The organism is Streptomyces sp. NPDC001108 (assembly GCF_053598535.1).
The window spans coordinates 485129-511633 of the sequence record NZ_JBSFKL010000001.1 but is presented as its reverse complement, the minus strand read 5'-3'; the positions used below and the strand labels follow the sequence as shown (position 1 = coordinate 511633).

General features: G+C 72.5%; 26 protein-coding genes and 1 riboswitch. Of the genes, 15 read left to right on the top strand and 11 right to left on the bottom strand.

What is annotated here, in order from left to right; genetic code table 11:
* Window positions 1–2 precede the first annotated feature (2 nt).
* From hpnH to ACWC97_RS02225, 4 genes are all read left to right on the top strand, one after another.
* Window positions 3–1022: an adenosyl-hopene transferase HpnH gene (gene hpnH / locus ACWC97_RS02240; RefSeq protein ID WP_352274683.1), complete on the top strand. Its 1020-nt coding sequence runs from the start codon at window positions 3–5 to the stop codon at window positions 1020–1022.
* A gap of 124 nt (window positions 1023–1146) precedes the next feature.
* Entirely contained in the window at window positions 1147–2544 is a 1398-nt protein-coding gene (locus ACWC97_RS02235; RefSeq protein ID WP_450646895.1) for an aspartate aminotransferase family protein, read from the top strand.
* A gap of 62 nt (window positions 2545–2606) precedes the next feature.
* Window positions 2607–3212 (top strand): helix-turn-helix domain-containing protein, encoded by a 606-nt coding sequence (locus tag ACWC97_RS02230; RefSeq protein WP_352274681.1) that lies wholly within the window; start codon window positions 2607–2609, stop codon window positions 3210–3212.
* A 31-nt stretch (window positions 3213–3243) separates the two neighbouring features.
* Window positions 3244–3411, top strand: a complete 168-nt coding sequence (locus ACWC97_RS02225) for a DUF6126 family protein (RefSeq protein WP_352274680.1) — start codon at window positions 3244–3246, stop codon at window positions 3409–3411.
* 10 nt (window positions 3412–3421) lie between these two features.
* Here the strand turns inward: ACWC97_RS02225 and ACWC97_RS02220 are convergent, their stop codons facing one another.
* Window positions 3422–4234 (bottom strand): tyrosine-protein phosphatase, encoded by an 813-nt coding sequence (locus tag ACWC97_RS02220; RefSeq protein ID WP_450646893.1) that lies wholly within the window; start codon window positions 4232–4234, stop codon window positions 3422–3424.
* A 225-nt stretch (window positions 4235–4459) separates the two neighbouring features.
* Here ACWC97_RS02220 and ACWC97_RS02215 point away from each other — a divergent pair, with 225 nt between their 5' ends.
* From ACWC97_RS02215 to ACWC97_RS02205, 3 genes are all read left to right on the top strand, one after another.
* On the top strand, window positions 4460–6556 hold the full coding sequence (locus ACWC97_RS02215) for an alpha-galactosidase (protein ID WP_450646891.1): 2097 nt from the start codon (window positions 4460–4462) through the stop codon (window positions 6554–6556).
* 295 nt (window positions 6557–6851) lie between these two features.
* Window positions 6852–7008: riboswitch (cyclic di-AMP (ydaO/yuaA leader) on the top strand.
* Between the two features lie 3 nt (window positions 7009–7011).
* A complete protein-coding gene (locus ACWC97_RS02210; protein ID WP_450646889.1) occupies window positions 7012–7920 on the top strand; it encodes a M23 family metallopeptidase in 909 nt (302 codons plus the stop codon).
* A gap of 164 nt (window positions 7921–8084) precedes the next feature.
* Complete coding sequence (locus ACWC97_RS02205) at window positions 8085–8930, top strand: SGNH/GDSL hydrolase family protein (RefSeq protein ID WP_352274676.1); 846 nt, start codon at window positions 8085–8087, stop codon at window positions 8928–8930.
* A 54-nt stretch (window positions 8931–8984) separates the two neighbouring features.
* On the opposite strand, the gene ACWC97_RS02200 is transcribed toward ACWC97_RS02205, so the two are convergent.
* From ACWC97_RS02200 to ACWC97_RS02175, 6 genes are read right to left on the bottom strand one after another with little or no spacing between them, the layout of a single operon-like run.
* Entirely contained in the window at window positions 8985–9860 is an 876-nt protein-coding gene (locus ACWC97_RS02200; protein ID WP_352274675.1) for an STM4011 family radical SAM protein, read from the bottom strand.
* 8 nt (window positions 9861–9868) lie between these two features.
* Complete coding sequence (locus ACWC97_RS02195) at window positions 9869–11245, bottom strand: STM4012 family radical SAM protein (RefSeq protein WP_450646886.1); 1377 nt, start codon at window positions 11243–11245, stop codon at window positions 9869–9871.
* On the bottom strand, window positions 11242–12057 hold the full coding sequence (locus tag ACWC97_RS02190) for an STM4013/SEN3800 family hydrolase (RefSeq protein ID WP_352274673.1): 816 nt from the start codon (window positions 12055–12057) through the stop codon (window positions 11242–11244). Before ACWC97_RS02190 ends, ACWC97_RS02195 begins: the two co-directional genes overlap by 4 nt.
* A gap of 37 nt (window positions 12058–12094) precedes the next feature.
* A complete protein-coding gene (locus tag ACWC97_RS02185; protein ID WP_450646884.1) occupies window positions 12095–13249 on the bottom strand; it encodes an STM4014 family protein in 1155 nt (384 codons plus the stop codon).
* Window positions 13230–14198 carry an STM4015 family protein gene (locus ACWC97_RS02180; RefSeq protein WP_392277991.1) on the bottom strand — a complete coding sequence of 323 codons (969 nt, stop codon included), beginning with the start codon at window positions 14196–14198 and terminating at the stop codon, window positions 13230–13232. Before ACWC97_RS02180 ends, ACWC97_RS02185 begins: the two co-directional genes overlap by 20 nt.
* 7 nt (window positions 14199–14205) lie before the next feature.
* Window positions 14206–15159, bottom strand: a complete 954-nt coding sequence (locus ACWC97_RS02175; protein WP_450646882.1) for an STM4015 family protein — start codon at window positions 15157–15159, stop codon at window positions 14206–14208.
* A gap of 191 nt (window positions 15160–15350) precedes the next feature.
* Between ACWC97_RS02175 and ACWC97_RS02170 the strand changes: the two genes are divergently transcribed.
* Window positions 15351–15677 (top strand): hypothetical protein, encoded by a 327-nt coding sequence (locus tag ACWC97_RS02170; protein ID WP_352274669.1) that lies wholly within the window; start codon window positions 15351–15353, stop codon window positions 15675–15677.
* Between the two features lie 94 nt (window positions 15678–15771).
* A complete protein-coding gene (locus ACWC97_RS02165) occupies window positions 15772–16773 on the top strand; it encodes a DUF6745 domain-containing protein (RefSeq protein WP_450646880.1) in 1002 nt (333 codons plus the stop codon).
* A gap of 49 nt (window positions 16774–16822) precedes the next feature.
* On the opposite strand, the gene ACWC97_RS02160 is transcribed toward ACWC97_RS02165, so the two are convergent.
* Entirely contained in the window at window positions 16823–17413 is a 591-nt protein-coding gene (locus ACWC97_RS02160) for a TetR/AcrR family transcriptional regulator (protein WP_352274827.1), read from the bottom strand.
* Between the two features lie 104 nt (window positions 17414–17517).
* On the bottom strand, window positions 17518–18081 hold the full coding sequence (locus ACWC97_RS02155; RefSeq protein ID WP_385209136.1) for a carboxymuconolactone decarboxylase family protein: 564 nt from the start codon (window positions 18079–18081) through the stop codon (window positions 17518–17520).
* Window positions 18082–18397: 316 nt separating this feature from the next.
* On the opposite strand from ACWC97_RS02155, the gene ACWC97_RS02150 reads away from it, so the two are divergent.
* The 6 genes from ACWC97_RS02150 (at window position 18398) to ACWC97_RS02125 (ending at window position 24682) form a co-directional block, all read left to right on the top strand.
* Window positions 18398–19600: an MBL fold metallo-hydrolase gene (locus tag ACWC97_RS02150; protein ID WP_352274666.1), complete on the top strand. Its 1203-nt coding sequence runs from the start codon at window positions 18398–18400 to the stop codon at window positions 19598–19600.
* A gap of 747 nt (window positions 19601–20347) precedes the next feature.
* Window positions 20348–22297 carry an ATP-binding protein gene (locus ACWC97_RS02145; protein WP_450646878.1) on the top strand — a complete coding sequence of 650 codons (1950 nt, stop codon included), beginning with the start codon at window positions 20348–20350 and terminating at the stop codon, window positions 22295–22297.
* A 7-nt stretch (window positions 22298–22304) separates the two neighbouring features.
* A complete protein-coding gene (locus ACWC97_RS02140; RefSeq protein WP_352274664.1) occupies window positions 22305–22739 on the top strand; it encodes a roadblock/LC7 domain-containing protein in 435 nt (144 codons plus the stop codon).
* Between the two features lie 2 nt (window positions 22740–22741).
* Entirely contained in the window at window positions 22742–23113 is a 372-nt protein-coding gene (locus ACWC97_RS02135; RefSeq protein ID WP_352274663.1) for a DUF742 domain-containing protein, read from the top strand.
* A 424-nt stretch (window positions 23114–23537) separates the two neighbouring features.
* Window positions 23538–24098, top strand: a complete 561-nt coding sequence (locus ACWC97_RS02130) for a GTP-binding protein (protein ID WP_352274826.1) — start codon at window positions 23538–23540, stop codon at window positions 24096–24098.
* Window positions 24095–24682, top strand: coding sequence for a GAF domain-containing protein (locus tag ACWC97_RS02125; protein WP_352274662.1), 588 nt, complete (start codon window positions 24095–24097; stop codon window positions 24680–24682). Before ACWC97_RS02130 ends, ACWC97_RS02125 begins: the two co-directional genes overlap by 4 nt.
* A gap of 117 nt (window positions 24683–24799) precedes the next feature.
* Here ACWC97_RS02125 and ACWC97_RS02120 read toward each other — a convergent pair whose 3' ends face one another.
* Window positions 24800–25711 carry a transketolase family protein gene (locus ACWC97_RS02120; RefSeq protein WP_352274661.1) on the bottom strand — a complete coding sequence of 304 codons (912 nt, stop codon included), beginning with the start codon at window positions 25709–25711 and terminating at the stop codon, window positions 24800–24802.
* Window positions 25712–25740: 29 nt separating this feature from the next.
* On the bottom strand, window positions 25741–26442 hold the full coding sequence (locus ACWC97_RS02115; protein ID WP_450646874.1) for a transketolase: 702 nt from the start codon (window positions 26440–26442) through the stop codon (window positions 25741–25743).
* Window positions 26443–26505: the final 63 nt, after the last annotated feature.

Sequence of the window (26505 nt, the reverse complement as noted above, 5' to 3'; positions counted from 1 at the left end):
AGATGGCCATGCCGCTCCGTCAGTCCATCAAGGTTGCTACGTATCTCATCGAACAGAAGATTCGTAAGCGGGACAAGTTCCCGCTCATTGTGGAACTGGAACCCCTGTTCGCCTGCAATCTCGCCTGCGAGGGCTGCGGGAAGATCCAGCACCCCGCGGGCGTGCTCAAACAGCGCATGCCGGTGGCGCAGGCCGTGGGCGCGGTGCTCGAGTCGGGGGCCCCGATGGTCTCCATCGCGGGTGGCGAACCGCTGATGCACCCGCAGATCGACGAGATCGTCCGGCAGCTCGTCGCGCGCAGGAAGTACGTCTTCCTGTGCACCAACGCGATGCTGATGCGGAAGAAGATGGAGAAATTCACTCCCTCGCCGTATTTCGCCTTTGCCGTGCACATCGACGGGCTGCGCGAACGTCACGACGAATCCGTGGCCAAGGAAGGTGTTTTCGACGAGGCGGTGGCGGCGATCAAGGAGGCCAAGCGGCGCGGCTTCCGGGTCACCACGAACTCCACCTTCTTCAACACCGACACCCCGCAGACCATCATCGAGGTCCTCAATTACCTCAACGACGACCTCAAGGTCGACGAAATGATGATCTCGCCCGCCTACGCCTACGAGAAGGCGCCCGTCCAGGACCACTTCCTGGGCGTGGAGCAGACCCGTGAACTCTTCAGGAAGGCGTTCGCGGGCGGCAACCGGTCCCGCTGGCGGCTGAACCACTCGCCGCTCTTCCTGGACTTCCTGGAGGGCAAGGCGGACTTCCCGTGCACGGCCTGGGCCATTCCGAACTACTCGCTGTTCGGCTGGCAGCGGCCCTGCTACCTGATGAGCGACGGGTACGTGCCGACGTACCGTCAGCTCATCGAGGAGACCGACTGGGACAAGTACGGCCGGGGCAAGGACCCGCGCTGCGACAACTGCATGGCGCACTGCGGCTACGAGCCCACCGCGGTGCTCGCCACCATGGGGTCGCTGAAGGAGTCCCTGCGCGCGGCGCGCGAGACGGTCTCCGGGAACCGCTGACGACGGGGCCGTGGACGGACCGACGGCCCGGGACCACCACCCCGGGCCGCCGGTCCGGCGCCGCCCTCGCCGCCGCGCGGCCCCACGACGCCACCGAGGACCCCAGGAACGAGGAGAACGGGCGATGACGGACGACCGGCCCCAGGGCTTCGACCTGACACGGCTGCTGGCCGAGCGCGGCGCCGAACGCTACGAGCTGCACACCCGGCACCTCAACCACCAACTGCCCCGGATGCTGCACACCATCGGCTTCGACAAGGTCTACGAACGGGCCGAGGGCGCACACTTCTGGGACGCGGAGGGCAACGACTACCTCGACATGCTCGCCGGCTTCGGCGTGATGGGCCTCGGGCGCCACCACCCCGTCGTCCGCAAGGCACTGCACGACGTGCTGGACGCCTCGCTGGCCGACCTGACCCGCTTCGACTGCCAGCCGCTGCCCGGACTGCTGGCCGAGCGGCTGCTCACGCACAGCCCGCACCTGGACCGGGTCTTCTTCGGCAACAGCGGCACCGAGGCGGTCGAGACGGCGCTGAAGTTCGCCCGCTACGCCACCGGCAGACCCCGCGTCCTGTACTGCGCCCACGCCTTCCACGGGCTCACGACGGGCTCCCTCTCGGTCAACGGCGAGAAGGGCTTCCGGGACGGCTTCGCACCGCTGCTGCCCGACACCGCCATCGCGCTCGGCGACCTCGACGCGCTCCGGCGCGAGCTGGCCCGTGGCGACGTGGCGGCGCTGGTCGTGGAGCCGATCCAGGGCAAGGGCGTCCACGCCGCGCCCCCCGGCTTCCTGCGCGAGGCGCAGGAGCTCCTCCACCGGCACAAGGCGCTGCTCATCGCCGACGAGGTGCAGACCGGCCTCGGCCGCACCGGCGACTTCTACGCGTACCAGCACGAGGAGGGCGTCGAGCCCGATCTCGTCTGCGTGGCCAAGGCGCTCTCCGGCGGTTACGTGCCGGTCGGCGCGACCCTGGGCAAGGACTGGATCTTCCGCCGCGTCTACTCCTCGATGGACCGGGTGCTGGTGCACTCCGCGAGCTTCGGCTCCAACGCCCAGGCGATGGCCGCCGGGCTCGCGGTGCTCGCGGTGATGGAGGGCGAGGAGACCGTCGCCCACGCGCGCCGCACCGGTGACCTGCTGCGCGAGCGGCTGACCGCCCTGGTCGACCGGTACGAGCTGCTGCACGAGGTGCGCGGGCGCGGGCTGATGATCGGCATCGAGTTCGGCCGGCCGTCCTCGCTGAAGCTGCGCAGCCGCTGGACGATGCTCCAGGCGGCCCGCAAGGGGCTCTTCGCGCAGATGGTCGTGGTGCCGCTGCTCCAGAAGCACCGCATCCTCACCCAGGTCTCGGGCGACCACCTGGAGGTGATCAAGCTGATCCCGCCGCTGGTGATCGACGAGGCGGACGTCGACCGGTTCGTGGCGGCCTTCACCGAGGTGATGGACGACGCACACGGTGGGGGTGGGCTCATGTGGGACTTCGGGAGGACACTGGTGAAGCAGGCGGTGGCCAACCGCTGAGAGTTTTTGCCTCAGAGGTAAGAAATTTGCCTCTGAGACAGGTCGCCTGGCCCAATGGGTACATGAATCCTCCCGAAGGAGGGGCGGCCGAGGAGCTGCCCGGTGTCGCGCCCCGCCTGCGCGACCTGCGCAGGAGTCGTGGCCTCACCCTGGAGAGCGCGGCGCAGCGGGCCGGGCTCTCGCCCGCCCATCTCTCCCGGCTCGAAACGGGCCGCCGTCAGCCCTCGCTGCCGATGCTCCTGGGCCTTGCCCGGATCTACGGCACGACCGTCTCCGAGCTCCTCGGCGAGATGCCCCCGGAGCGCGACGCGGTCATCCGGGGCGGTGCGTACGAGGGGGCCGAGGCCGACGGCTGGATGTACCGGCGGGCCGGTGGCTCCGGCCGGGCCATGCAGGCCCTCCGCGTCCGGGTCCCGCCCGGCGCCCAGGGCGAACTCGTCCGGGTCCACCCCGGCGAGGAGTGGCTCTACGTGCTGTCCGGGCACCTCCGCGTCTGGCTCGGGGACACCGTGCACGACCTCGCCCCCGGCGACAGCGCGCACTTCGACTCCCTCACCCCGCACCGGATCACGGCCACCGGCCGGGAGGGCGCCGAGCTCCTCTTCGTCCACACCCTGCTGCAGAGCCCCGCCGCCGAGCTGTGCCTCGGCGGCGGCATCCACCACTGAGACCGGTTCCCGGTCGCCAGAGAGGACCGTCATGTCCGATTCCGAGAACTACGACCCGCTCGGTTCCAGCAAGCACTACGAGGCCCAGGAGTCCCGGTTCCCGCGCGGCATCGTGATCCGGCTCATCGCCTATCTCGTCGCCGGTCACGTCGTCGCCGCCTTCCTCTACCTGCTGTTCGAGGTGGCCGGCAAGGGCTGAACGGCCCCGGTCACGCCCGGTCGAGGAGCCGGTCGCGCAGCCGCTCACGGGTCTCGGGGGCGAGGCCGAGACCCTCGGAGAAGTACCGCTCCGTGGAGCCCCAGGTCTCCTCGATGGTGTCGAAGGCGGCGGCGAGATACTCGGCGCGGGCGCCGAAGAGCGGGTTCAGCAACTCCATGACCTCGGCCGACATCCCGGCGGGCGAGGTGTCGCTGCGGCGTATCCGGTAGCGGCGGTGCGCGTCGTTGGACTTGAGGTAGTCGGCCTCGATGGCCTCGCGCTCGACCCCGACGGCCAGCAGCGACACCGCGATCGACAGCCCCGCCCGGTCCTTGCCCGCCGCGCAGTGCATCAGCGCGGGCACGCTGTCCTCGGCCAGGGCGTGCAGCACCCGGCCGTGCTCGGCGGTGCGCTCCCGGATGATCGAACGGTACGAGGCGACCATCCGGTCCACCCCCTTGCCGTCGCCGAGGACGGACCGCAGCTGGTCCATGTCGCCGTCCCGGACCATGCGCCAGAACTCCGCGCCGTCGGCCGGGTCGGAGAGCGGGATGCTCACGTTCCGCACGCCCGGCAGCTCCACGTCCGCGCCGTCGAGGCGGCGGTCGGCGGAGTTGCGGAAGTCGAAGACCGTGTGCAGCCCCAGGCCGCCCAGGAAGGCGGCGTCCTCGGCGGTGGCGTGCGCCAGGTGACCGCTGCGGAAGAGCCGCCCGTACCGCACCCGCCGGCCGTCCACGGTGGGCAGGCCGCCCACGTCGCGGAAGTTCCGGACACCCGCCAGTTCGGGCTCCGTCGACGGTGTCTGCGGCAGCTGCTGCGTCACGGTTACTCCAGGAATGTCCGGCGCCGTCGTGGTCGTCGGCGGCACGACTGCCGCGACCCTACGGCATCGATTCCTCAGGCAACCATCTCGGGCCCTGGCTGTCGATACCCGGGCGAACCCGGGTCCGCCCGGCGGCCCGCCCAGCCGACGCGTCCCCCGAGGCACCGTTGCCCGCACCCTCCCGCCAGCCGATGATGTGCGGAACTGTCGGAAAATGGGGGCGCGATGATCGAGACGGGCCGTACCGGCCGCACCTGGCTGCTCACCGGCGAGAACAGCGGTTACGCACTGGCACTGACCGAACGGGACGAGCTGCTCCATCTGCACTGGGGACCGAGGATCGGCCTCGCCGCCGCCGAGGCCCTGGCGGCCGCACCCGACCTCCCCCACCGGAGCTTCGAATCCCCCCTCGACGGCCACGAGGAGTACCCGGTCGAGGGCGGCCCCCGGTTCGTCCGCCCCGCCCTCTCGGTCCGCACCCCGCTCGTCCGCGGCACCGAGTGGACCTTCCGGGGTGCCGAGACCGACGGCGACGAACTGCGGATCGGCTTCACCGACGCCGTGCACCGGCTCGGCCTCACCCTGCACTACCGGATGCGGGGCGACTCCGACGTCGTGGAGCGCTGGGCCACCGTCGCCCACACCGGCCCGGACGGCCCGCCGCTGGAACTGCTGCGCGCCGACGCGGCCGCCTGGTCGCTGCCCGCCCGGGACGGCTGGCGGATCAGCCGGCTGCACGGCCGCTGGTCGGCCGAGACCCGGATCGAACGCGCGGAGCTGCTCCACGGCGAGAGCGTCATCTCCAGCAGACGCGGCCACACCGGCCACCAGTACCTGCCGTGGGCCGCGCTGGACGCCGACGGCGCGGCGACCGAGGAGAGCGGCGAGGTCTACGGCTGTGCGCTCGGCTGGTCCGGCTCCTGGCGGATCTGCGTGCAGCGGCTGCCCGACGGCCTCGTACAGATCACCGGCGGCGCGGGGCACGACGAGTCCGGACTGCTCCGGCTCGCCCCGGGGGAGTCCTACACCACGCCCGTCTTCGCCGGGCTCTGGAGCGATCAGGGTTTCGGCGGGGCCAGCCGGGCCTGGCACGCCTGGCAGCTCGCCCACGTGATCCCGGACGCCGGAACCCTTCGGCCGGTGCTCTACAACTCCTGGGAGGCGACCGGCTTCGACATCTCGCTGGACCAGCAGCGGACCCTGGCCCGGCGCGCCGCGGACATGGGGGTCGAGCTGTTCGTGGTGGACGACGCCTGGTTCGGGCGGCGGACCAGCGACCGGGCCGGGCTCGGCGACTGGACCCCGAACCCGGACCGGTTCCCCGGCGGGCTGAAGCCGCTCGCCGACGAGGTGCACGCACTCGGCATGCGGTTCGGTATCTGGGTCGAACCGGAGATGGTCAACCCCGACAGCGACCTCTACCGGGCGCACCCCGACTGGGTCCAGCACGTCCCCGGCCGGACCCGCACCGAGTACCGCAACCAGCTGGTGCTCAATCTGGCCCGGCCCGATGTCCGGGAGCACCTCTGGGAGCAGCTCGACGCACTGCTCTCCGGCACCCCCGTCGACTACGTGAAATGGGACTTCAACCGCTGTTTCACCGACCCCGGCTGGCCCGGCGAGGAGTACCCGCAGCGGATCTGGACCGCTCATGTGGACGCTCTGTACGCGCTGATCGACCGGCTCAGGGCCGCGCACCCCCACGTCGCCTTCGAGTCCTGCTCGGGCGGCGGCGGCCGGATCGACCTGGGCATCCTCTCCCGCACCGACCAGGTGTGGACCTCCGACAACACCGATCCGCTCGACCGGCTCGCCATCCAGGAGGGGTTCAGCCACCTCCACCCGGCCCGGGTGATGGCCGCCTGGGTCACCGACAGCCCGAACCGGCAGCTCAACGGCAGGGTCAGTTCGCTGCGTTTCCGGTTCGTGAGCGCCATGGCCGGAGTGCTCGGCATCGGTGGGAACCTCGCCGAATGGAGCGAGGAGGAGCTGGCCGAGGCGCGTGGCTGGGTGGATCTCTACAAGGAGATCCGCCCCGTGGTGCAGCAGGGCGCGCTGTACCGGCTGCGCGAACCGCGCGGCGGACTCAGCGCCGTCCAGTACGTACACGGCGAGGAGACCGTGGTGCTGATGTGGCTGGAGGCCCAGCGGTACGGGGAGCGCCCGCCGGCCCTGCGGCTGCGCGGGCTCGACCCCGCGGCCACGTACACCTGCCGGGACACCGGGGCGGTCCACCACGGATCGGTCCTGCTCCACCGGGGGCTGCACACCGGCCTCCGGGGCGATCTCGACGCGCAGGTGCTGCGCCTGCGACGGGACTGACCGCCCCGCCGTGTCCGTAATGCGCACTTTTTACGAACATCTCCCGCTTATAAGGGGGATGGTCGGCGCCCCGTGAGCGGGATCATATTCGTGACGGTGTGTGGCGGCGGGCGGGACGGGAATTCCGTTCGCCGCGCGGAACAACAAGATCCGTAATCCACGGAGGGTGACCGGAATTCCCTACCGAATTCCCGAAAAGGAATACCGGCGGGGAACCCGGTGCTTGTTTTCGCCGTCCCGACTCGCTTACGGTCACCGCATTCCGGACGGCCCGCCCAATCCTGCCGCCGACCGGAATTCACATCCACTTATCGCGTGGCAGGAGCGGGGGAACCAGGTAGGCCGCCGGCCGGAGAGATCCGGACGGCTCGGGGTGAAGTCGCACACCGTGCGGCCGGGCATCTCCAGCCCGAACCCGACAGCTCACCTCGCAGGCGCCGGAGAGGAAAGACGCCATGCCCATCACGGGTAAGCACCGCCGTCCCAAGATCGGCCCCATCGCTCGCGGTTTCGCCGCGGTCAGCACCGGTGGCGCCGTCATCGCACTGCCGCTGCTCGGTGCCACCGGCGCCCACGCCGCCGACCAGGCCGCCGCGCCGGAGCAGGCCCCCGTCGCGCACACCGCGCCGAAGGCCGCCCCGCAGTCCGCGCCCACCACGTACTCCGTCGTCCCCGGCGACTACCTGTCGAAGATCGCGGCCGAGCACCACGTCGCGGGCGGCTGGCAGAAGCTGTACCAGGACAACCGCGAGGTCGTCGGCAAGAACCCCAGCCTGATCCTCCCCGGGATGAAGCTGACCCTCGCCGCCGCCGTCGGTACGACCGCTCCCACCGGTGCGGCCACGCCGTCGAAGGCCGCCCCGGCCGCCGAGCAGCCCGCCCCGGCGGCCCCGGCCGCCAAGGAGGCCCCGGCCCCCGCCCCGGCCACCAAGGAGGCCCCGGCCACCGAGAACACCGGCTCCGGCTACGTCCACCCGGTCCCCGGCAGCCACACCACCAATTACCGGGCCTCCGGCTCCAACTGGTCCAGCGGCAGCCACACCGGCATCGACTTCCCCGTCTCCACCGGCACCGGCGTCAAGGCCATCACCTCCGGCACCGTCGTCACCGCCGGCTGGGGCGGTGCCTACGGCAACCAGGTCGTCGTCAAGCACGTCGACGGCCACTACTCGCAGTACGGCCACCTGTCCTCCCTCTCCGTCTCGGCGGGCCAGTCCGTGAGCGCCGGCCAGCAGGTCGGCCTCTCGGGCGCCACCGGCAACGTCACCGGCCCGCACCTCCACTTCGAGGTCCGCACCGGTCCCGAGTACGGTTCGGACATCGACCCGATCGCCTACCTGGCCTCGCACGGCATCTACGTCTGAGCGTGACCCGGAGCAGGACGAAGGAAGGGGCGGTGCGCGGTGGCGCACCGCCCCTTCCGCCTATTCCCCCTTTGCCAAAAACTGACCGGGTGGCCTATGTCACCACCCGTCAACCCCTTATTACGGTCGCGTAGGTCACATTCGACGGTGCAGGATAAGCGCTTGTGGCAGACGATTCGAGAAAAATGCAGCGTGGCGTCAACAACCGACAGGGCGTCATCGGGTCGTACGCGGCGATCGGCGACAGCTTCACCGAGGGAGTCGGTGACCCCGGCCCGGACGGAACATTCGTCGGCTGGGCGGACCGGTTCGCGGTACTTCTCGCGGACCAACTCCCGGACCCCGATACGGCACACGACGCCGAAGGACCCGCACACCCGGAATTCCGATACGCCAATCTCGCCGTACGCGGACGTCTCCTCGACCAGATCGTCGAGGAGCAGGTGCCGCGTGCCAAGGAGCTCGCCCCCGACCTGGTGAGCTTCTGCGCGGGAGGCAACGACATCATCCGGCCGGGCACCGACCCCGACGACGTGGCCGAACGCTTCGAGCGCGCCGTCGCCGAACTCACCGGCGCGGTCGGCACGGTCATGGTCACCACCGGCTTCGACACCCGGGGCATCCCGGTCCTGCGCCATCTCCGTGGCAAGGTCGCGACGTACACCGCCCATGTGCGGGCCATCGCCGACCGCTACGACTGCCCGGTGCTGGACCTGTGGTCGCTGCGGTCCGTCCAGGACCGGCGCGCCTGGGACGACGACCGGCTCCACCTGTCGCCGGAGGGGCACACCAGGGTCGCGCTGCGCGCCGCCCAGGTCCTCGGCATCGAGGTACCGGCCGACCCCGACCAGGAATGGCCCCCGCAGGCCCAGCGCGGCACCCTGGAGGTCCGGCGCGACGACATCCACTGGGCGCGCGAGCACCTGGTGCCGTGGATCGGGCGGCGGCTGCGCGGCGAGTCGTCGGGCGACCACGTCGAGGCCAAGCGCCCCGACCTGCTGCCGCTGTAGCCCCGCGGACTTGCTCCCGACGCACCGCCGCCGCCCGGCGGACGTGGCCGAAGCTCAGCCACGCCCGCCGGGCAGCCGCGGAGAGGCGGGTATCCGCTCCAGCACACCGCCCGCGAAGACGTCGTACAGCGGCAGCGTCTCCAGGTGCACATAGCCGATGTGGCAGTCGCAGACCGCCAGCGGGCAGGCGCGCGGCCGCAGCGCCCGCCGGTAGCTCCCGTCGTAGAGATTGCCGAGCGGCGCCGGGACGAAATGGCAGCGCCGCACGGTGCCCTCCCCGTCCACCGAGATCACCGACTCACCGGTCCGGCACGGCAGCCCGGCCGAGCGGTGCGGATCACGGCTGTACGGGAAGAGCGGATCGATCGCCGTCCAGCGGTCCGCCTCCGCGTCGGTGTAGCGGTGGCCCTCCGCCGCGTTCACCCAGAGATAGACCTCCTCGGGCAGCGCGGCCCGCAGCCGCCGCGCCTCCTCCAGGTGGGCGTCCAGCCCGACGATCCCGACGCTGTGCCGGATCCCGAGCGCGTCGAGCTCCCCGCACTTGGCGAGGAACCGCTCGTACGGCGTCTGCCCCGGGTGGTACGTGCACCACAGGGCGATCTTCTCCCGCCCCGCCGCTCCGGCCTCGGCCAGCCAGCCCGTACGGCTGCTCAGATTGGTCTGGATCGCCACCCGGGCCACGTGCGGCAGCCCCGCCAGCTCCACCAGTGCCCGGCGGTACCAGGAGCGGACCAGGCCCTCGCCCCACGGCGTGAACAGCACCGAGATCCGGTCGCCGGTCTGCTCCGCCACCCACGCCGTGAACCGCTCCAGCGCCGCCCGGTCGGCCCGCAACTGCTCCCGGCTGTCGCGCCGCTTGGCGAACGGGCAGTACGGGCAGTCGTAGTCGCACGAGGCCAGCGGGCCCCGGTACAGGATCGTCAGCTCCATCGACGCGCTCACTTCAGCTCGTACGCGGCCATCGCGGCGCGCACGGCGGGTGAGAAGAGCTCCGGGCCCAGGGCGTCGGAGTGGGCCAGGCCCTCGGGGGACAGACGCAGCAGCCCCGACGCCCCGGCCGAGGCGTCCAGCCAGCCGCGCGCCTCGAACACGGCGAGCTCCTCGGGGAAGTCCGCGCCGGGCGAGGTGCCGAACCGCTCCTCGTACTCGGCCAGGGCCAGCCCCTCGGCCTGGAGCACCGACTGCAGGAGATGGCGGCGGCGCGCCTCGTCCCCGTCCACGTACCGCCCGACCTCGGCGCGGGAGAAGTCCTCGGTGGCGGTGTAGCCGTCGATGATCGCCCGCACCTCCCGCATCTCCACCGCGTAGTCGAAGGAGTAGTGCAGGGCCGTGGTGTACGAGCGGGCGCCGCAGCCCAGGCCGATCATGCCGTCGGTCTGGCAGGCGTAGTCGTCCGGACCCTCCGCACGCGGGGCGTCGGCGCGGCGGAACATCCGCATCGAGACCTGCTCGTAGCCGTGCGCCAGGAGGTGGTCGCGGCCCGCCCGGTAGAGCCGCAGCCGCTGCTGGTCCCAGGCCGCGTCCGCCGCCCCCTCGTCGGTGCCGAGCCGTCCCAGACCGGTCAGCGGGCGCACGTACAGCGGGTAGAGGTACAGCTCCTCCGGCCGCCAGGCCAGCGCCGCGTCCAGGGAGGCGCGCCAGCTCTCCTCGGTCTGGCCGTCGATGCCGTAGATCAGGTCGATGTTGAGGACCGGGATGGCGGTCTCGCGTATCCGGCCCAGTGCCGACTCCACCTCGGCCCGACGCTGCGGGCGCACCGCGGCCCGCGCCTCCGACTCGACGAAGCTCTGCACCCCGATGCTGATCCGGGTGGTACCGCGGTCGGCGAGGACGGCCAGCCGGTCGGCCGTCGCGGTCGACGGCGAGGTCTCGACCGACAGCGGCACGGACCGCAGATCGGCGCCCATCCGCTTCTCCGCGATGTCGCAGAGCCGCTCCAGCTCGGCCGCCGTCAGGAACGTGGGCGTACCACCGCCGAAAGCGGCGGCGGCGAACCGCACGGGCTCCTCGTCGCCCAGCGCGTCCCGGACCGCGAGGGCCTGCCGCTCCAGCGCGTCGAGATAGCGCGTCGTCAGCTCGTCGGGCGCGCCGATCCGGGTGAAGAGGTTGCAGAAGCCGCAGCGGACCTCGCAGAACGGTATGTGGAGATAGAGCGAGAGCGCGTCCTTGCGCTCACCGGCCCACAGCTCGCGCAGCCCGGGCCGCCCGGCCAGCGGCCGGTAGGCGGTCTTGTGCGGGTAGGCGTAGACATAGCTCTGGTACGGCCGGACGGCGGACGCGGCAGCCGTGGTCGATGCCGATGTGGTGCGGCTCATCGTGCGGAGGCCCCCGGTTCCAGGAAGAAGTGCGCGTACGGAACGGTCCACACGGACGGGTGGCCGAGGCGGTGACCGGTGTAGCCGTCGTCCCCGTAGGCCGTGCCGTGGTCCGAGCAGACGATGGCGAAGCAGCGGCGGCGGCTGCTCGCGGCCGCGAAGAGCCGGCCGATGTGGGCGTCGACGTACTCCAGGGCGGCGGCGTGCGTGGCGCGGGAGTCGCCCGCCTCGCGGGTGGCCCCCGGCCGGTGGAACCAGTTGGGCTGGTGCAGCGCGGACACATTGACGAAGAGGAACAGCCGCTGCTCCGCGGGGAGCCGGGCGACGACCTGCTCGGCGCGGGCCACCTGCGCCTCGAACGAGGTGGGCGAGGCCACACCGAACTCCGGCTCCCAGTGGCTCTCCTGGAACATCCCGGGCAGCACGGAACCGAGCGCCGCCTGCTTGTTGAAGAAACCGACCCCGCCGATGCACACCGTGCGGTAGCCGACGCCCGCCAGTCCGGAGACCAGGTCCGGCGTGTCGAACACGAAGGTGTCCGAGGCCGTCGACTCGCTGCCCGCGAACCGCGCCGCGAAGAGCCGGGGATGCGGCCCCTGACCCGTCGGCGTCGGCAGGAAACCGGCGAACATCGCCTGGTGGGAGGCGTACGTGAAGCTTCCCGGCGCATGCCGCTCCTCCCAGGCACCGCCCGGCAGATGGCGGGCCAGATTCGGGATGCGGCCGGCGGCGGCGAGCTCCGCCGCCACGTCGTGGCGCAGGGTGTCGAGGGTGACGAACAGCAGGTCGTGGCTGCCCACGATCCGGCTCATGTCGGGATTTCCGGCGGATTCGGGGGAGCGCGCGGTGTCAGACGGTGGCGGTTGCACGGTGGTTCCTTGCTCTGTTCATGACGGCGGCGACCTGCGCCGCGTAGGTGTCCAGGCCCTCGGCACCGCTGCCGTCGAGGCCGGTCAGCCGGGGCAGCAGATCACCGAAGGCGTTGACCTCACCGACGGCGAAGCGCCGCCAGCCGGCCGAGGGCAGCAGATCGACGCCCACGCACAGGGTGTCCGGGAAGCAGGCGGCGGCCCGCTCGCACACGGCCAGGGCCTCGCTCCACCTGCTTCCCGCCGCTTCTACGGCGGCGCGGACCCGGCCGAGGTCGCCGCGCTCACCGCCGAGGTGGAGGTTGGTCAGGGGGGAGCGGCTGGTACGCGCGACGGCATGCGTGGCCCGGCCCGCCACCACCACGACCCGCAGGTCCGTGGCCCGGCCGCCGAGGGTGGCCTTGGGCAGCCAGCGCTCGACGTGCAGCCCCTCCGGCGCGAGGGCGTCGACGACCGCCGCGACCTCCGGCTCCGTCGTCAGACGGCGGAGCCGGAGCGAGTTGAAGAGCCGGCCGGAGGCGTCGCGCTCCACCGAGGTGGTCGCCCTGATCCGGCCGGGCCCGGCCGTTTCCACGGCCAGTACCCCGGAGGCGGACGAGCCGTGCGCCGGCTTCACGAAGACCCTGGGCATGCCGTGCTCCGCCATCCGGCCGCGGATGTCCGCCCAGCCCCGCACCACGGGGGCCGCGGCCCCCGAGGTCGGCGAGGCCGGGACCGGCACCCCGGCCCCGGCCAGCACCGCGTGGCAGAGCCGCTTGTCGAACAGCACCGCCACCTCGCCGGGGCCGTCGAGAAGGGTGGCCCCGGCATCCGCCGCGGCCCGCGCCACCTCCCGTACCGCCCGGGTGAAACCGGCGTACCAGGCGGCGCCGCCCTCGACCCTGGTCGGGTCGTCGACCTTCCGGAGCAGCCGCTCCACCTCGGCGTCCTCACCGGGGGAGTCCAGCCGCACGGTCTCCCCGGGCAGGAAGACCGCCTCGCCCCGCAGCACCGAGGACCAGGGCACCACCCGCGCCGCCGGCAGCCCGGCGGCGCGCACGGCGTCCTGGAAGAGCGTGACCCGGCGGTTGCCGGGCACCCCCACGACGGCGAAACGGGGTGACGGACCGGCCGTGCTACTCGTCGATGGCGACATAGCGGTGGCCGTCCTCGTCGTCGTCCCAGTCGGCGTCGTCGATGTCGTCGTTCAGCCGGTCGGGACCGAGCAGCTCCCTCAGCCGCTCCACCAGCGGCTCGCTCATGTAGTGGTGGTGCAGGTCCAGCGAGGCCAGATGGGTGAGCGGCTGTCCCCGCAGCAGCGCCTCGGCGCCCTCGTCGCCCAGCGTGCCCATCGAGAGGGCGAGCGACTCCAGCTGGGCGACCACCGGCGCGGAGGCCACGGCCGCCGCGATCTCGTCCTGGATCTCGCTGTTCTGCAGCCCCAGGTGGCGCAGGGCGGGAAAACCGGCGCCGGACAGGAACGGGGCCAGGTCCGCCACCCCGGCGTCCCCGCCGTACTCCTCGACGCCGAGCCAGAGTTCGAGCCGCTCCAGCGCCGGGAGCTCGGAGGCGCCGACCGCCCGTACGACCGGGGCGGGAAGCCCGCCCGACTCGAACCGGAGCGTCTTGAGCGCCTTGTGCCGCACCGGCCGCAGCGCCAGGGACGTCCGCTCGCCGTACTGCTGCCCGCAGCCGCGCACCACGAGCTCCTCCAACTGCCCGAACGCCTCGACCACCGGCGTGATGTCGCACATCTCCAGCCACGACAGCTCGCACTCCTCGCTGACGACGTCGGCGAGGAAGAGCGCCCGCAGGGCCGGGAAGCGGTCGGCGTCGGCGGCCAGCAGCTCGACGACCGGTGTGAAGGACGCGTACTCCTCCTGCCACCAGGCGCCGATGACCAGGGCCCGCACCCGCGTCGTGTCGACCGTGCCGGTGAAGTGCCGCCACAGCGCTTCGAAGGTCAGGTCGCCCTGCCAGGCGCTCTCCAGCCGCCAGGCGACCGCAGCGGCCTCCGGGAGCACGCCGCCGGAGGACTCACCGGGGCGGGGAAAGGTGTGGACGGGCAGGCCGTGGAACGTCTCGGGGTGATCGATACCGGTCATCGCCGCCTCACTCCGCGACCGAGGTGTAGCGGCCCTCGACGCCCCCGTCACCCCAGGGTGTCTCGCGCTCCGACACGTCGACCCGCACCCCGTGCGGCTCCAGCGCCGCCACGATCCGGCGCTCCACCGGCTCGGTCATGAAGTGATGGTGCAGATCGAGCTGTTCGAGGTGGGTCAGCGGCTGGCCCTCCAGCAGCGCCGCCGCGCCCTCGTCGCCCAGGGTGCCGTCCGACAGGCCGAGCACGCGCAGCCGGGCGACCACCGGGGCGCTCGCCACCGCCGAGGCGATCTCGTTCTGCAACTCGCTGTTGCGCAGCCCGAGATGGGTGAGGAGGGGGAAACGGGTGCCGGAGAGGAGCGGCGCCAGGTCGGCCACGTCGGCGTCGCCCCCGTAGGCGGAGACCCCCAGCCAGAGGTCCAGCCGCTCCAGCGCGGGCAGTTCACTGTCCAGCACGCCCCGGACCACACCGACCGGCAGACCACCGCTCTCGATGGTCAGCGACCGCAGCCGCTCGTGCTTCACGGCCGGGAACAGCAGCCCCGTCCCGCCGCGCACCCCCAGCTCGACCAGGGCGGGGAAGGCGGTCAGCAGCGGCGTGACGTCGTCGTGCTCGATCCAGGAGATCTCGCTCTCCTCCATCGTCATGTCACCGAGGAAGATCGCCTCCAGCGACGTGAACCGGTCGGCGGCGGCGACGAGCCGCTCGACCACGTACGACGAACTGTTGTCGTACGCCTCGCCCCACTGACCGACGACCAGCGCCCGCACCCCGGCCGGATCGACCTTCTCCAGGAACGCCTTGAAGGCGTCGTCCCAGGTCACCTCGTCGTCCTCGTACGGATCGACGGAGATCCGCCAGGCGGCCGCCCCGGCGGCCTGCTCGGGCGCCGCCCCCGACGTGTGCGGGAAATCGACAACGGGAAGGCCGAGCAATTCCTGCAGATGGTCCACACCGGACATGACGCTGAACTCCTGGTACTGGAGGACGACTGATGTGCACAAGGTTTATCAAGCCCCACTGACAACGCCGCGACCGGGACGGCACGAGCGCCCGTCCGGGGCGGACCGGCCGCCGACGATTGTCAGACCCCCGCCGTAGCGTCTTCTGCGTGGCCGGCACAGCGGGTGCGGCCCGTCGAGGGGAGAGGTCTGTGTACAGGCAGGGCGACGTACTGATCGTGTCGGTGGAGGAGTCGGCGGTGCCCGCGCACCTGGTGGAGGCGCCGGGCGAGCCGAGGGACGGCCGCGGCCGCATGGTCCTCGCGCTCGGCGAGGTCACCGGCCACGCCCACGCGGTGCAGGGACCGGGCCGCCTGATGCGGGAGGCGGGCCCGTTCGGCCCCATGCTGCTCCACCTCCCCGAGGGCGGCCGGGTGGTCCACGAGGAGCACGCGACGATCCCCCTCTCCAAGGGCTGGTACCGCGTGGTGCGCCAGCGGGAGTACGCGCCCGGGGCGGTCCGCATCGTCGCGGACTGACCGCGCGCACGGCCCGCGGCACCACCGGCCGGGCCGAAGTCACCACACCGAACACCGAAGACACCACACCGAACACAGGGGACGGGAAAGACCGATGCAGTACGTGGACTCATGGCGGACCGTGGCAGCGGCGACCGGCGCGGCGGACCGGGCCGCCGCGGAGGACGGGATCCGGCTCGCCTACCGGAGCGCGGGGCTGGCCGAACCGGAGCGGATCGTCTGGGCCGACTCGCCCAGGGCCGCCGTGGAGGCCGTCGGAAAGCTCGTCGACGCCGGACGTTCGGTCCGCGACGAGGTGCGCACCCACCCCTGGGCGCGGGAGCGCCGCCGGATGTACGACGAACTGGGCCCGGCGGGCTGGTCCGCGCTGTGGTCCGCCACCGGCGCCCAGCTCTGGGAGACCACCGCCGCCCTCGCCGACCGGATCAGGTCGGGGATCGTCGCGGACCTGGCCCGGCGCCCCGAGGACGAGACCGGTGTCCGGCTGGTCCTGCTCGACGCGGTCCTGGGCCAGCACGACGCGGCCTGGCTCGCCGCCTTCGACGGGAGGGGCGGCCGGCTCGACGGCCTGGCGGCGGTGGCTCGGCACGCGGGCTGGTGGTGGCCGTACGAGCGCGCCGTGGTGATCAGCGAGCGGCCGCAGGAGCTGCACCGGGACGAGGCGGGCCGGCTCGACCGGGGAGACGGCCCGGCGCTCGCCTACCGGGACGGCTTCGCCCTGTACGCCTGGCGCGGCATGCCGGTGCCCGCCGAGTTCCTGGAGGAGCTGAACTCCCTCACCCCGAAGCGGATACGCGAGGAGGAGAACGCGGAACTGCGCCGCGTGATGCTGGAGTTCTACGGCTACGACCGCTACCTCACCGAGTCCGGCGCGGAGCCGGTCCACCGCGACGAGACGGGCGTCCTGTGGCGGATCGCGATGAACGGCGACGAGGACGTGGTGATGGTCGAGGTGGTCAACTCCACCCCGGAGCCGGACGGTACGCACCGGGTCTACTGGCTGCGGGTGCCGCCCGGCACCAGGACGGCGAAGGACGGTGTGGCGTGGACCTTCGGGCTGGCGGGCGAGGCCTACGCCCCGGTGCGCCAGACCTGACCGGAACGGTCCGGGAGCGGCACAGCTGTCCGGCGCGGGCCCGGGAGGGTCAGGCCGTCAGGGCCGCGCGGTCGATGCCGAGTTCGCGGGCGAGTGCCTCGTCGGTCCAGGCCAGCATCGTGGCCCGGGAGAGGGGGCCGGCGTACGCGGTCGTCTGCACGGCCAGGCCGTCCAGCAGGGCGGTCAGCCGCCAGGCCGCGGACATCGGGTCGTCGCAGTGGAACTCCCCGGCGGCGGCGCCCTCCTCGATGACCTCGGCGAGTTCGGCCTTCCACTGCTGGTCGAGATCGCCGGCCACATTGCGCAGCGCCGGATCACGCAGCGAGGCGGCCCAGCCCTCGATCCACAGCCGCCAGCCCTTGGCACGACCGGTCGGCGCGTACCAGCGGACGGCGGCGCGCAGCCGCCGGACCGCGCTGGTGCGCCGGCCGAGCAGCTTGCGCAACTGGGCGAGGTCGGCCTCGGCGGCATGCGCGAAGGCCGCCGCCACGAGCTTCTCCTTGGTCGAGAAGTGGTAGAGCACAAGCGCGTTGCTCACACCGAGGACGGAGGCCACGTCGGCGATCCGGACGGCGGCGACCCCCCGCACCTCGATCTGCTCGACGGCGGCGCGCAGAAGTTCCTCACGCCGTTCCGCCACACTCAAGCGCACTCTTGCCACGCCGTCACCCTAACGAATATGCCAGGAGCGGGAAGACCGGGGGCGGAGCGGCGCACGCCCCGTCACCGGTCCGCCCGGCCGGCTCACCGGTTCGCGGGCCGGCCCACCTCGCAGCTGTCCTTGAAGCCCTGGCTGGTCAGGCCCAGGGCGGAGTTCGTCCGGGAGCGCATGTTCTCCACCGCGACCATGGTCGTGAGTTCGATGAACGCCGCCTCGCCGAGCGCGCCCCGCAGCCGCTCGGCGAGATCGTCCGCGACCTCCGGCGGGGTGAGGCTCATCGCCTCCGCGTACGCCATGACGTCGCGCTCCAGCGGGGCGAACACCTCGCTCTCCCGCCACGCCGGGACATCGCGCAGCTTGGCCGGGTCCATGCCGTGGCGGTGGTTCTCCCAGTACCCGAAGTCCATGCACCAGCCACAGCCGATGGTGGCCGCGGACGCCATCACCGCGAGCGCCTTGAGCTGCGGATCCAGCTTCTTCCAGCGGCCGGCCGACAGTTCGAGACGCGACTGGGCCCACAGCACCCCGGTGTGGTGGGCGGCGGCCCGCAGCGGGTCGAGAACCTTGCCGTACGCGCGCCTCGAGTACCACGACACGGCGCGGAAGAGGAGCGTACGGGGCGGGTCGAGCGGGATACGGGCGGTCATGACCGGTCTCCTTCGGTACGGCTCGGACACCGCCGGTGAGGTCGCGGGGACCGTGCCGACGGCTGTTTGCACCGATGCGACGGACGGGACACCCGCGGATGTGACATGCCGGACCGCCGGACCCGGAATCCTGGCACCGGCCCGCACGTTGGAGTCGGCGTGAGGGGACGCGGCACGGGGTGGAACGCGCCGCCCGGGAGCGCGCCCGCCGGGCGGCGGAGACGTGTGCGGGCGCTGTCCGGACCGGGTCCTTCGCGCTCGCACCGTCGTGCCGCCTGCCCATAATGAAACGACACCGACTCCCCCAGGAGATGCTGTGACCGGCGCCGATGTCCTGCCCCCGCTCCGCACCCGGCTGCGTGCGCTGCGCCCCGCCGCCTTCGGCGCGGATCCGGAGGGCGCCCGCATGGAGCGCATCCGGCGCTCGCCCAACTTCGCCGACGGCGTTTTCCAGAACCCGGTGGGAGCACGGACCAGACCCTCGGGATCCACGCTGGAGTTCGCGAAGGTCTACTTCCGCAGGGAGGAGCGGGTCCGCCGGGCCCCGTCGGGCACCCTGCCCGTCCACCCCACCACGTACGCGGACCTGGCCGAGCCGCCGGCCACGGGGCTGCGGCTCACCTGGATGGGCCATTCCGGGGTGCTCGCCGAGATCGACGGGCGGCGGGTGCTCTTCGATCCGGTCTGGGGGGAGCGCTGCTCGCCCTTCGCCTTCGCCGGCCCCAGGCGTCTGCACCCCGTGCCGCTGCCGCTCGCCGCGCTCGGCCCGGTGGACGCGGTGGTGATCTCGCACGACCACTACGACCACCTCGACCTGCCGACCATCCGCGCCCTCGCGGGCACCGGAACGGTGTTCGCCGTCCCGCTCGGTGTCGGCGCCCATCTGGAGCACTGGGGGGTCCCGGCCGACCGGCTGCGCGAGCTGGACTGGAACGAGACGACACGCATCGCCGGGATCGACCTGACCGCCACTCCCGCACGGCACTTCTGCGGCCGTGGCCTGCGCAATCAGCAGCACACCCTGTGGGCGTCCTGGGCCGTCACCGGTCCCGAGCACCGGATCTACCACAGCGGCGACACCGGCTACTTCTCCGGTTTCCGGGACATCGGCGCCGCACACGGCCCGTTCGACGCGACGATGATCCAGATCGGCGCCTATGCGGAGTACTGGCCCGACATCCACATGACTCCGGCCGAGGGGATGCGGGCCCACCTCGATCTCCAGGGCGGCAGACCGTACGGCGTGATGCTGCCGATCCACTGGGGCACCTTCAATCTCGCACCGCACCCGTGGGCCGAGCCCGCCGAGTGGACCATGGACGTGGCGGAGGAAGCCGGGCAGGACGTCGCGTTCCCGACCCCGGGGCTGCCGTTCGAGCCCGCCGGGGCGCTGCCCACCGAGCCGTGGTGGCGGCCCGTCTCCCACCCGATCGCGCACCCCTGGCGCAGCGATCGGGGGACCCCGCTCGCCGCCCCGGAGACCGACGAGCAGAATCTCGATCTCACCAGCGGTCGCTGAGCCCGGCGGGCGACGGCCGGGGCCGCGCGGGCGGTGGCCGGGGCGTGGCGGTGGCCCGCGCCGCCGCCCGGCTGCCCCGGCCGGTCGGGCCCCGAACCGAGCCCCTGCCCCCGTCCCCTGAGCCGTTGCCGAGGCCGTAGGGCCCGCAACGCCCGATTCCGCACGGCGCCCGCCTCCAACCGCCGCCTGGAACCGACCAACGCGAGCCCCCGCAGCAGCCCCATGATCCGTGGCCGACGATGGCCGGATCACTGACGCTGAGACCCCTGTGACGGATGAGACGCACGAGGGGCAGTCCCGTCGCACGCGTCCGGATTCCCCGTCCGTCGATCCCCCTCGGATCGAGCCATTCACCCGATCGGCCCCATGGCCATGATGGTTACGCCGCGTAGCAAACCGGTAGGTCGGTACGGAGTGCTCGTGCGGTCCGCGCGGAGTGGGCGGGACGCGGGTGCCGCGCGTTCACGGGTTCGTACCGGTAGATCGTTCGGGCGTCGGCCGACCGGGTGTCAAAACAACGTGATCGGTCGGTTGTGCGAGAGCTCATACCAGAGCGGGACGGATGGCGGGCAAGTTCGACAACTCGCCGCCGCACCCCGGTGCGGGACGACTACCGTGTGTGGCCGGTGATCAACGGTGGGCTCATAAGTTTCGAGCCTGCCCGACCGATGCACCGGGCCTGACCGACCACCGTAGGTGCCACCGCAGGAACACCGTTTCCGGGTGCCCCACGTACCAAGGACACCGATGTCTCAACTTCGCGCACCCGAAGCGCGACCGGAGCGCCGTGAGGGCGGGCGGCACGGCCGACCGGGCGCCCGTTCCCACTCGGCCGCGGCCAGACCGCGCGCCGCCCAGCCGACCGCCGAGACGCGCATACGCCCCCAGATCCTGCGCGCCGCGGTGCTGCCGACCACGGCGGCGGTACTGAGCGGTGCCGCGGCGGTCGTCTTCACCATCCGCTCCACCGGAGCCCGGCTCTCCACCGAGCTCTGGATCGCGCTCGGCGCGGCCGGTGCGCTGGCGCTCGCCGCGGTGCTGGCCGCCTTCCTGGCCGCCAACCGGCTCGCCACCACCGTGTTCGGCCGCTGCCTGGCCCTGCGCCGTGCCAGTGCCCAGGGCCAGGCAGAGCTGCAGCGGGTGATGGAGCAGCTCCGCAACGGTGAGCCGGTGGCCGTCCGCCGGCCCGCCGGCCCCGGCACCCCGGGCAGCGACGCCTTCGAACTGCTCGCGCAGGAGCTCGGCCGCCACCAGACCGCCGCCGTGGCCGCGGTCGTCCAGGCGGCCCGGCTCGCCGACCGCTCCGGCGAGGACCAGAAGGTCGAGGTCTTCGTCAACCTCGCCCGGCGCCTGCAGTCGCTCGTGCACCGCGAGATCCAGATCCTCGACGAGCTGGAGCACGAGGTCGAGGACCCCGATCTGCTCAAGGGCCTCTTCCACGTCGACCATCTCGCCACCCGGATCCGCAGGCACGCCGAGAACCTCGCGGTGCTCGGCGGCGCCGTCTCCCGGCGCCAGTGGAGCAACCCCGTCACCATGACCGAGGTCCTGCGTTCCGCGATCGCCGAGGTCGAGCAGTACCCGCGGGTCAAGCTCGTGCCGCCGATCGACGGCACGCTGCGCGGCCACGCGGTGGCGGACGTGATCCACCTGCTCGCCGAACTGGTGGAGAACGCCACGGTGTTCTCCGCACCGCACACCCAGGTGCTGATGCGCGCCCAGCAGGTCACCGCCGGACTGGCCCTGGAGGTCGAGGACCGGGGGCTCGGCATGCCGGTCAACGAGCAGAAGCGGATGAACGCCCTGCTCGCCGCGCCCGACCAGGTCAACGTGGCCCACCTGCTGCAGGACGGCCGGATCGGCCTGTTCGTCGTCGCGTCACTGGCCCGGCGGCACGGCATCGCCGTCCGGCTGCAGAGCAACATCTACGGGGGCACCCAGGCCGTACTCGTCCTGCCCCAGGGCCTGTTGGGAGTGGACGGGGACGCCGCGGCCGAGCGCGGCGCCGCGCCGGTCCCGCCCCCGGGCCCCGTGCACCGTCCGCCGGCCGAGGACGAGAGGGCCGGGCACCACGGCCGCTCCCTGCCGAGCCTCACTCCCGGCCCCGGTGCCGCCCCGCAGTCGGAGACCGGCCCTCAGCCGTATGTCCCCAGCCAGTCCCCGGGGCCGCACCCGGCACCGCAGCAGGCACCCGGACCGGGCGACGCCCCGCCGCTCCCGCAGCGGACCGAACACCCCGCCCACCCCGAACCGGCCGAGAACGTCCCCGGCCCCCGGCCCCCGGAGCGGACCGGCGACGCACCCCGCCCCGAGCCCGGCGGTACGGGCGGAGCCGCGGGCCGCCCCCAACTGCCCCGGCGCAGCAACCAGGAGCACCTCGTCCCGCAGCTGAGGCAGGCCCCGGTCCCGCGCACCCAGGACGAGCAGGCCCTCCACGACCCGGGGCTCATGGCGGCCTTCCGCCGGGGCATCGAACTCGCCGAGGCCCGCACCGAGTCCGACACCACAGGCTCCCCGGAGCCGGCCCACGGCCCCGAAGCGGCGGCCCGGCAGCCCTGGCAGCCGCCGGCCCCGCTCGAACCGCTGCCCGTACGCGGCCGCACCCCGACCGCTGCCCCCTACCCCGCGAGCCCGGCACCGGGCCCGGAGGGGACCCCGGCGGTCGATCCCCTCGAAACGCACCCCCCGAAGGAGTAGATGCTTCATGGCGACCGACATGCCGTCCGGTCAGGTCTCGGACCTCGACTGGCTGCTGAGCGGCCTGGTCCAGCGTGTCCCGTACACGCGCAGCGCGGTGCTGCTCTCTGCCGACGGGCTGGTGAAATCCCTGCACGGCATGGATGCCGACAGCGCCGACCACATGGCGGCGCTGGCCGCCGGTCTGTACTCGCTGGGGCGCAGCGCCGGCGCGCGCTTCGGCGACAGCGGCGAGGTCCGGCAGGTGGTGGTCGAGCTCGACTCGACCCTGCTGTTCGTCTCCACGGCCGGATCGGGCACCTGTCTCGCCGTCCTCGCCGGTCGGGAGGCGGACGCGGCGGTGCTCGGCTACGAGATGACGATGCTGGTCAAGAGCGTCCGCCCGTACCTGATGACGCCCGTGAGACAAGCGGCCGGCGCCCCCGGCAGCACGGGACTGTGAGGGTGTCGGTGCCGCAGGACGGGCCGCTGCTCGACGACGCGGCCGGGCGGCTCATCCGTCCCTACACCGTGAGCAACGGCCGGACCCGTCCTTCGGCCGTGCTCGACCTGCTCTCGCTGATCATGGCCACGGGGAGCGAGCCGCAGACCCATCTCGGTCCCGAGCACTCCGTCGCGCTGGGGCTGTGCGACGGTCCCACCTCCGTGGCCGAGATCGCCGCCCATCTGCGGTTGCCCGCGGTCGTCACCAAGGTGCTCGTCTCCGACCTGGTCGACTGCGGGGCGGTGACCGCGCACCCGCCCGCCTTCCACGACATGCCCACCGACCGATCTCTGCTGGAGGCAGTGCTCGATGGCTTACGACGACAGCTCTGACGGATTCGGCAGCTCCGCCGCGTACCGGAACGGCTCGGACCCCGAAGGTTTCGCAGGCCGGGGAAGCCATGCCCGTTCCGGCGACCACGGGAGTCCGGAGAGCTACGGACGTCCGGAGAGCCACGGGGGCACCCCGAACCACCCGGGCACGCAGGACTACGGGCACCCGCCCACCCATGGGGAGGCCCAGGGGTACGAGGGGTACGAGGAGACGCGGAACTACGGGGGGACACCGGACTACGGCTACGCGCAGGGTTACGGGGAGCCGCAGGGCTACGGGCAGGCACCGCAGGGCTACGCCGACCCCGGCCCCGCCCCGCACGTACCGGACGACGCCCCGCACACCTCGCACCCGTCGGCCGACCCGGACGTCTCCGGGGCCGAGGGACCGGGCGGGACGGAGGGCTTCCCCGTCGCGCTCAAGGTGCTGGTGGCGGGCGGATTCGGCGTCGGCAAGACGACGTTCGTCGGCGCCGTCAGCGAGATCGCGCCGCTGAGCACGGAGGAACTGCTGACCCAGGTGAGCGTCGGGACCGACCATCTCGACGGCATCGAGTCCAAGACCGCCACCACCGTGGCGATGGACTTCGGCCGCATCACGCTCGACGAGCAGCATGTGCTCTACCTGTTCGGCACCCCGGGCCAGGAACGCTTCTGGTTCATGTGGGACGAGCTCTCCCAGGGGGCGCTCGGCGCGGTCGTCATCGCCGACACCCGGAGGCTCGCGGAGTGCTTCGCCGCCGTCGACTTCTTCGAACGGCGTGGCATCGGATTCATCATCGCGGTCAACGAGTTCGACGGTGCCTACCGCTACGCACCGGAGGAGATCCGGGCCGCGCTCGATCTCGGTCCGGACGTCCCGGTGGTGCTCTGCGACGCCCGGATCGCCAGTTCGGGCACGGGCGCCCTGGTCACCCTCGTCCAGCACCTGATCAACGCGACCTCGGCCCCGGCGCCGCTGACCGGCTTCGGGGTCCGTCCGTGACGCGGAACGCGTCCGGCCGGCTGCTGCTCACACCGGTCGACCGCGATGCCGTCGCCCGTACCCGGCGGCTGCGGACGCTCGGACTCGGGGAGCGCGCCGACGCGTCGTTCGACAACTTCGACGCCTTCGCCGACCGGGTGGCGGAGCTGACCGAGGTCCCCTTCTCCATGGTCAACTTCATCGACGGGAACCGGCAGTTCTTCGCCGGTCTGCACACCCCGGCCGGTACGCGCAAGGGCACCGACCTGGGCATCGCGGCCGCGTGCAGCAGCCGCAGCGGCCGCTATGTCGCCATCGACCGCGGCTACTGCCCCCATGTCGTCGTCCGGCGCAAGGCGCTGGTGCTGGAGGACGTCTGCGACTACCCGAGGTTCGCGGGCAACCCGGTCGTCGACGAGATAGGCATCCGCTCCTACCTCGGTGCTCCGCTCATCGACCGCACCGGCATCGCCCTGGGCGCCGTCTGCGCGGTCGACACCGTGCCCCGTTCGTGGGGCAGGGCGGGGCTCGACACGATCAAGTCACTGGCCCTGGAGCTCGTGGTGCACATCGACCAACGGGAGGGACACGGCTTCCGGACCTGACCCGGCCCGCTCCGGGGACCGGCTCGGTCGAGCAGCGCGGTCGCGCAGCCCCGCACCGCTCTCGACCGGTCCGGCCGCGCCCGGACAGACACCGCCCGTCCGGGCAGACGGCGACCGTCAGGGCCGGGGCCGACCGAGGAAGCCCCCGATCCGCTCCCGCAGCCCTCGCGCGTCCAGCCCGTGCGCGGCGAGGTGCTCGTCCATCTCCCCGTACTTGCGCAGCTCGGCCCGTCCCACACCGAGGCCCAGCACACGGTGCGGCAGCGCGACCAGCGCGTCATTGGCGGCCGCGGTGGAGGTGCCCGCCAGATACGGCTCGACGATCACCACATCGGCTCCGGCTCCGGCCCCGACCGCCCGTCGCAGCCCGGCGCCGTCGAACGGGCGCACCGTCGTCGCGTACAGCACCGTCACATCGAGCCCCTCGGTCGCGGCGAGTACGTTGTCGAGCATCGGCCCGACGGCGATCACCACGCCGCCCCCGCCCTCCCGCACCGGCGCGAACCCGGTCCCCGCGCCGACCGCCCGGGCCCGCTCGTTGGACTGCAGCGACAGCCGTACGTACACCCGGCCGTCGTCGGCCGCGGCCTGGCGCAGCAGCGCCTCCGCCTCGTCCGGGTGGCCCGGCACATGCACCGTCCAGCCGTCGAGGGTGTCCAGCAGCGCCACATCACCCGGCGCCATATGGGTGAACCCGCCGGCCGGCCAGTCGTACGAAGCACCCGCGCTCACCAGTACTCCGCTCACCCCCTGATGGCCGAAGTCCAGCTTGACCTGCTCGAACGGCCGCTCCACCAGGAAGCTGGCGAAGGTGTGGACGATCGGCCGCATCCCGGTGAGCGCCATTCCGGCCGCCGCGCCGACCAGCAGCTGCTCCCTGATGCCGACATTGACCACCCGGTCCGGATGCGCCTCCAGAGCCGGGCCGAAGCCGTCCCGGCTGATCTCGGCCAGAACCAGCGCGAGGGCCGGGTCCTCGTCCAACAACCGGGTCGTGGTGGCGATGAAGCGGTCACGCATCGTGTCCATGTGCGGGTCCTCCGTGTTCTGCGGGGCGTTCAGTTCTTGGGCTCGACGCGGGCGACGACGGCGCGTGGCCGTCCGGGGTGCGGTGCGGTGAAGGCCGTGTACAGCGCCTCGTGGTCGCGCCCGTCGACCGTGTCGACCGACCAGCCCGCGGCCTCGAACCGGGCCGCGATCCCGCCCGGCCGGGCATAGGACGCCGAAAAGTTGTCGATCACCACGGTGTGCAGCTGCTCGAGCCCGGCCGGGCCCGCGTAGGCGAGCGCCTCGTGGTTGCTGCCCTCGTCCAGTTCGGCATCCCCGACCAGCACCCACACCCGGGGGTCGGTGAGCCCCTGGGCCCGGAGGCCGAGCACGCTTCCGACGGCCAGCGGCAGCCCGTGCCCCAGTGAGCCGCTGCCGATCTCGACCCCGGGCAGCAGTGTCCGGTCCGGGTGGTGCCCGAGCGGCGAGTCGTACGTCCCGAAGCCCGGCAGCAGCTCCTCGCCGAAGAACCCGTGAGCGGCGAGGACCGCGTAGTACGCCATCGGCCCGTGGCCCTTGGAGAGCAGGAACCGGTCGCGGTCCGGTGCGTCCACGGTGTCCGGCGTCACCCGCAGCACCCGGTCGTACAGCACCCACAGCACGTCCAGGGTGGAGGTGGCCGCGGGGCCGTGCTTCTCGTCCCCGGTCATCATGCCCATCAGGCGGTTCATCTCGCGGTGGTCGCGCCGCGCCGCGGTGGTCGTGTGCGTCATGGAACAAGCGTTGAACATCAAGTTCGGTTGAGGTCAAGCGCCAAAGCCGTTCGTGACCACCCA

Bases quoted from the DNA above. Each gene is read 5' to 3' on its own strand.
- ACWC97_RS02140 (WP_352274664.1), top strand. From the start codon at position 22,305: ATGGCGACCGACATGCCGTCCGGTCAGGTCTCGGACCTCGACTGGCTG.
- ACWC97_RS02185 (WP_450646884.1), bottom strand. From the start codon at position 13,249: ATGTCGCCATCGACGAGTAGCACGGCCGGTCCGTCACCCCGTTTCGCC.
- ACWC97_RS02120 (WP_352274661.1), bottom strand. From the start codon at position 25,711: ATGGACACGATGCGTGACCGCTTCATCGCCACCACGACCCGGTTGTTG.
- ACWC97_RS02235 (WP_450646895.1), top strand. From the start codon at position 1,147: ATGACGGACGACCGGCCCCAGGGCTTCGACCTGACACGGCTGCTGGCC.
- ACWC97_RS02165 (WP_450646880.1), top strand. From the start codon at position 15,772: ATGCAGTACGTGGACTCATGGCGGACCGTGGCAGCGGCGACCGGCGCG.
- ACWC97_RS02225 (WP_352274680.1), top strand. From the start codon at position 3,244: ATGTCCGATTCCGAGAACTACGACCCGCTCGGTTCCAGCAAGCACTAC.
- hpnH (WP_352274683.1), top strand. From the start codon at position 3: ATGGCCATGCCGCTCCGTCAGTCCATCAAGGTTGCTACGTATCTCATC.
- ACWC97_RS02115 (WP_450646874.1), bottom strand. From the start codon at position 26,442: ATGACGCACACGACCACCGCGGCGCGGCGCGACCACCGCGAGATGAAC.
- ACWC97_RS02200 (WP_352274675.1), bottom strand. From the start codon at position 9,860: ATGGAGCTGACGATCCTGTACCGGGGCCCGCTGGCCTCGTGCGACTAC.
- ACWC97_RS02215 (WP_450646891.1), top strand. From the start codon at position 4,460: ATGATCGAGACGGGCCGTACCGGCCGCACCTGGCTGCTCACCGGCGAG.
- ACWC97_RS02195 (WP_450646886.1), bottom strand. From the start codon at position 11,245: ATGAGCCGCACCACATCGGCATCGACCACGGCTGCCGCGTCCGCCGTC.
- ACWC97_RS02230 (WP_352274681.1), top strand. From the start codon at position 2,607: ATGAATCCTCCCGAAGGAGGGGCGGCCGAGGAGCTGCCCGGTGTCGCG.
- ACWC97_RS02190 (WP_352274673.1), bottom strand. From the start codon at position 12,057: ATGAGCCGGATCGTGGGCAGCCACGACCTGCTGTTCGTCACCCTCGAC.
- ACWC97_RS02210 (WP_450646889.1), top strand. From the start codon at position 7,012: ATGCCCATCACGGGTAAGCACCGCCGTCCCAAGATCGGCCCCATCGCT.
- ACWC97_RS02155 (WP_385209136.1), bottom strand. From the start codon at position 18,081: ATGACCGCCCGTATCCCGCTCGACCCGCCCCGTACGCTCCTCTTCCGC.
- ACWC97_RS02180 (WP_392277991.1), bottom strand. From the start codon at position 14,198: ATGACCGGTATCGATCACCCCGAGACGTTCCACGGCCTGCCCGTCCAC.
- ACWC97_RS02175 (WP_450646882.1), bottom strand. From the start codon at position 15,159: ATGTCCGGTGTGGACCATCTGCAGGAATTGCTCGGCCTTCCCGTTGTC.
- ACWC97_RS02145 (WP_450646878.1), top strand. From the start codon at position 20,348: ATGTCTCAACTTCGCGCACCCGAAGCGCGACCGGAGCGCCGTGAGGGC.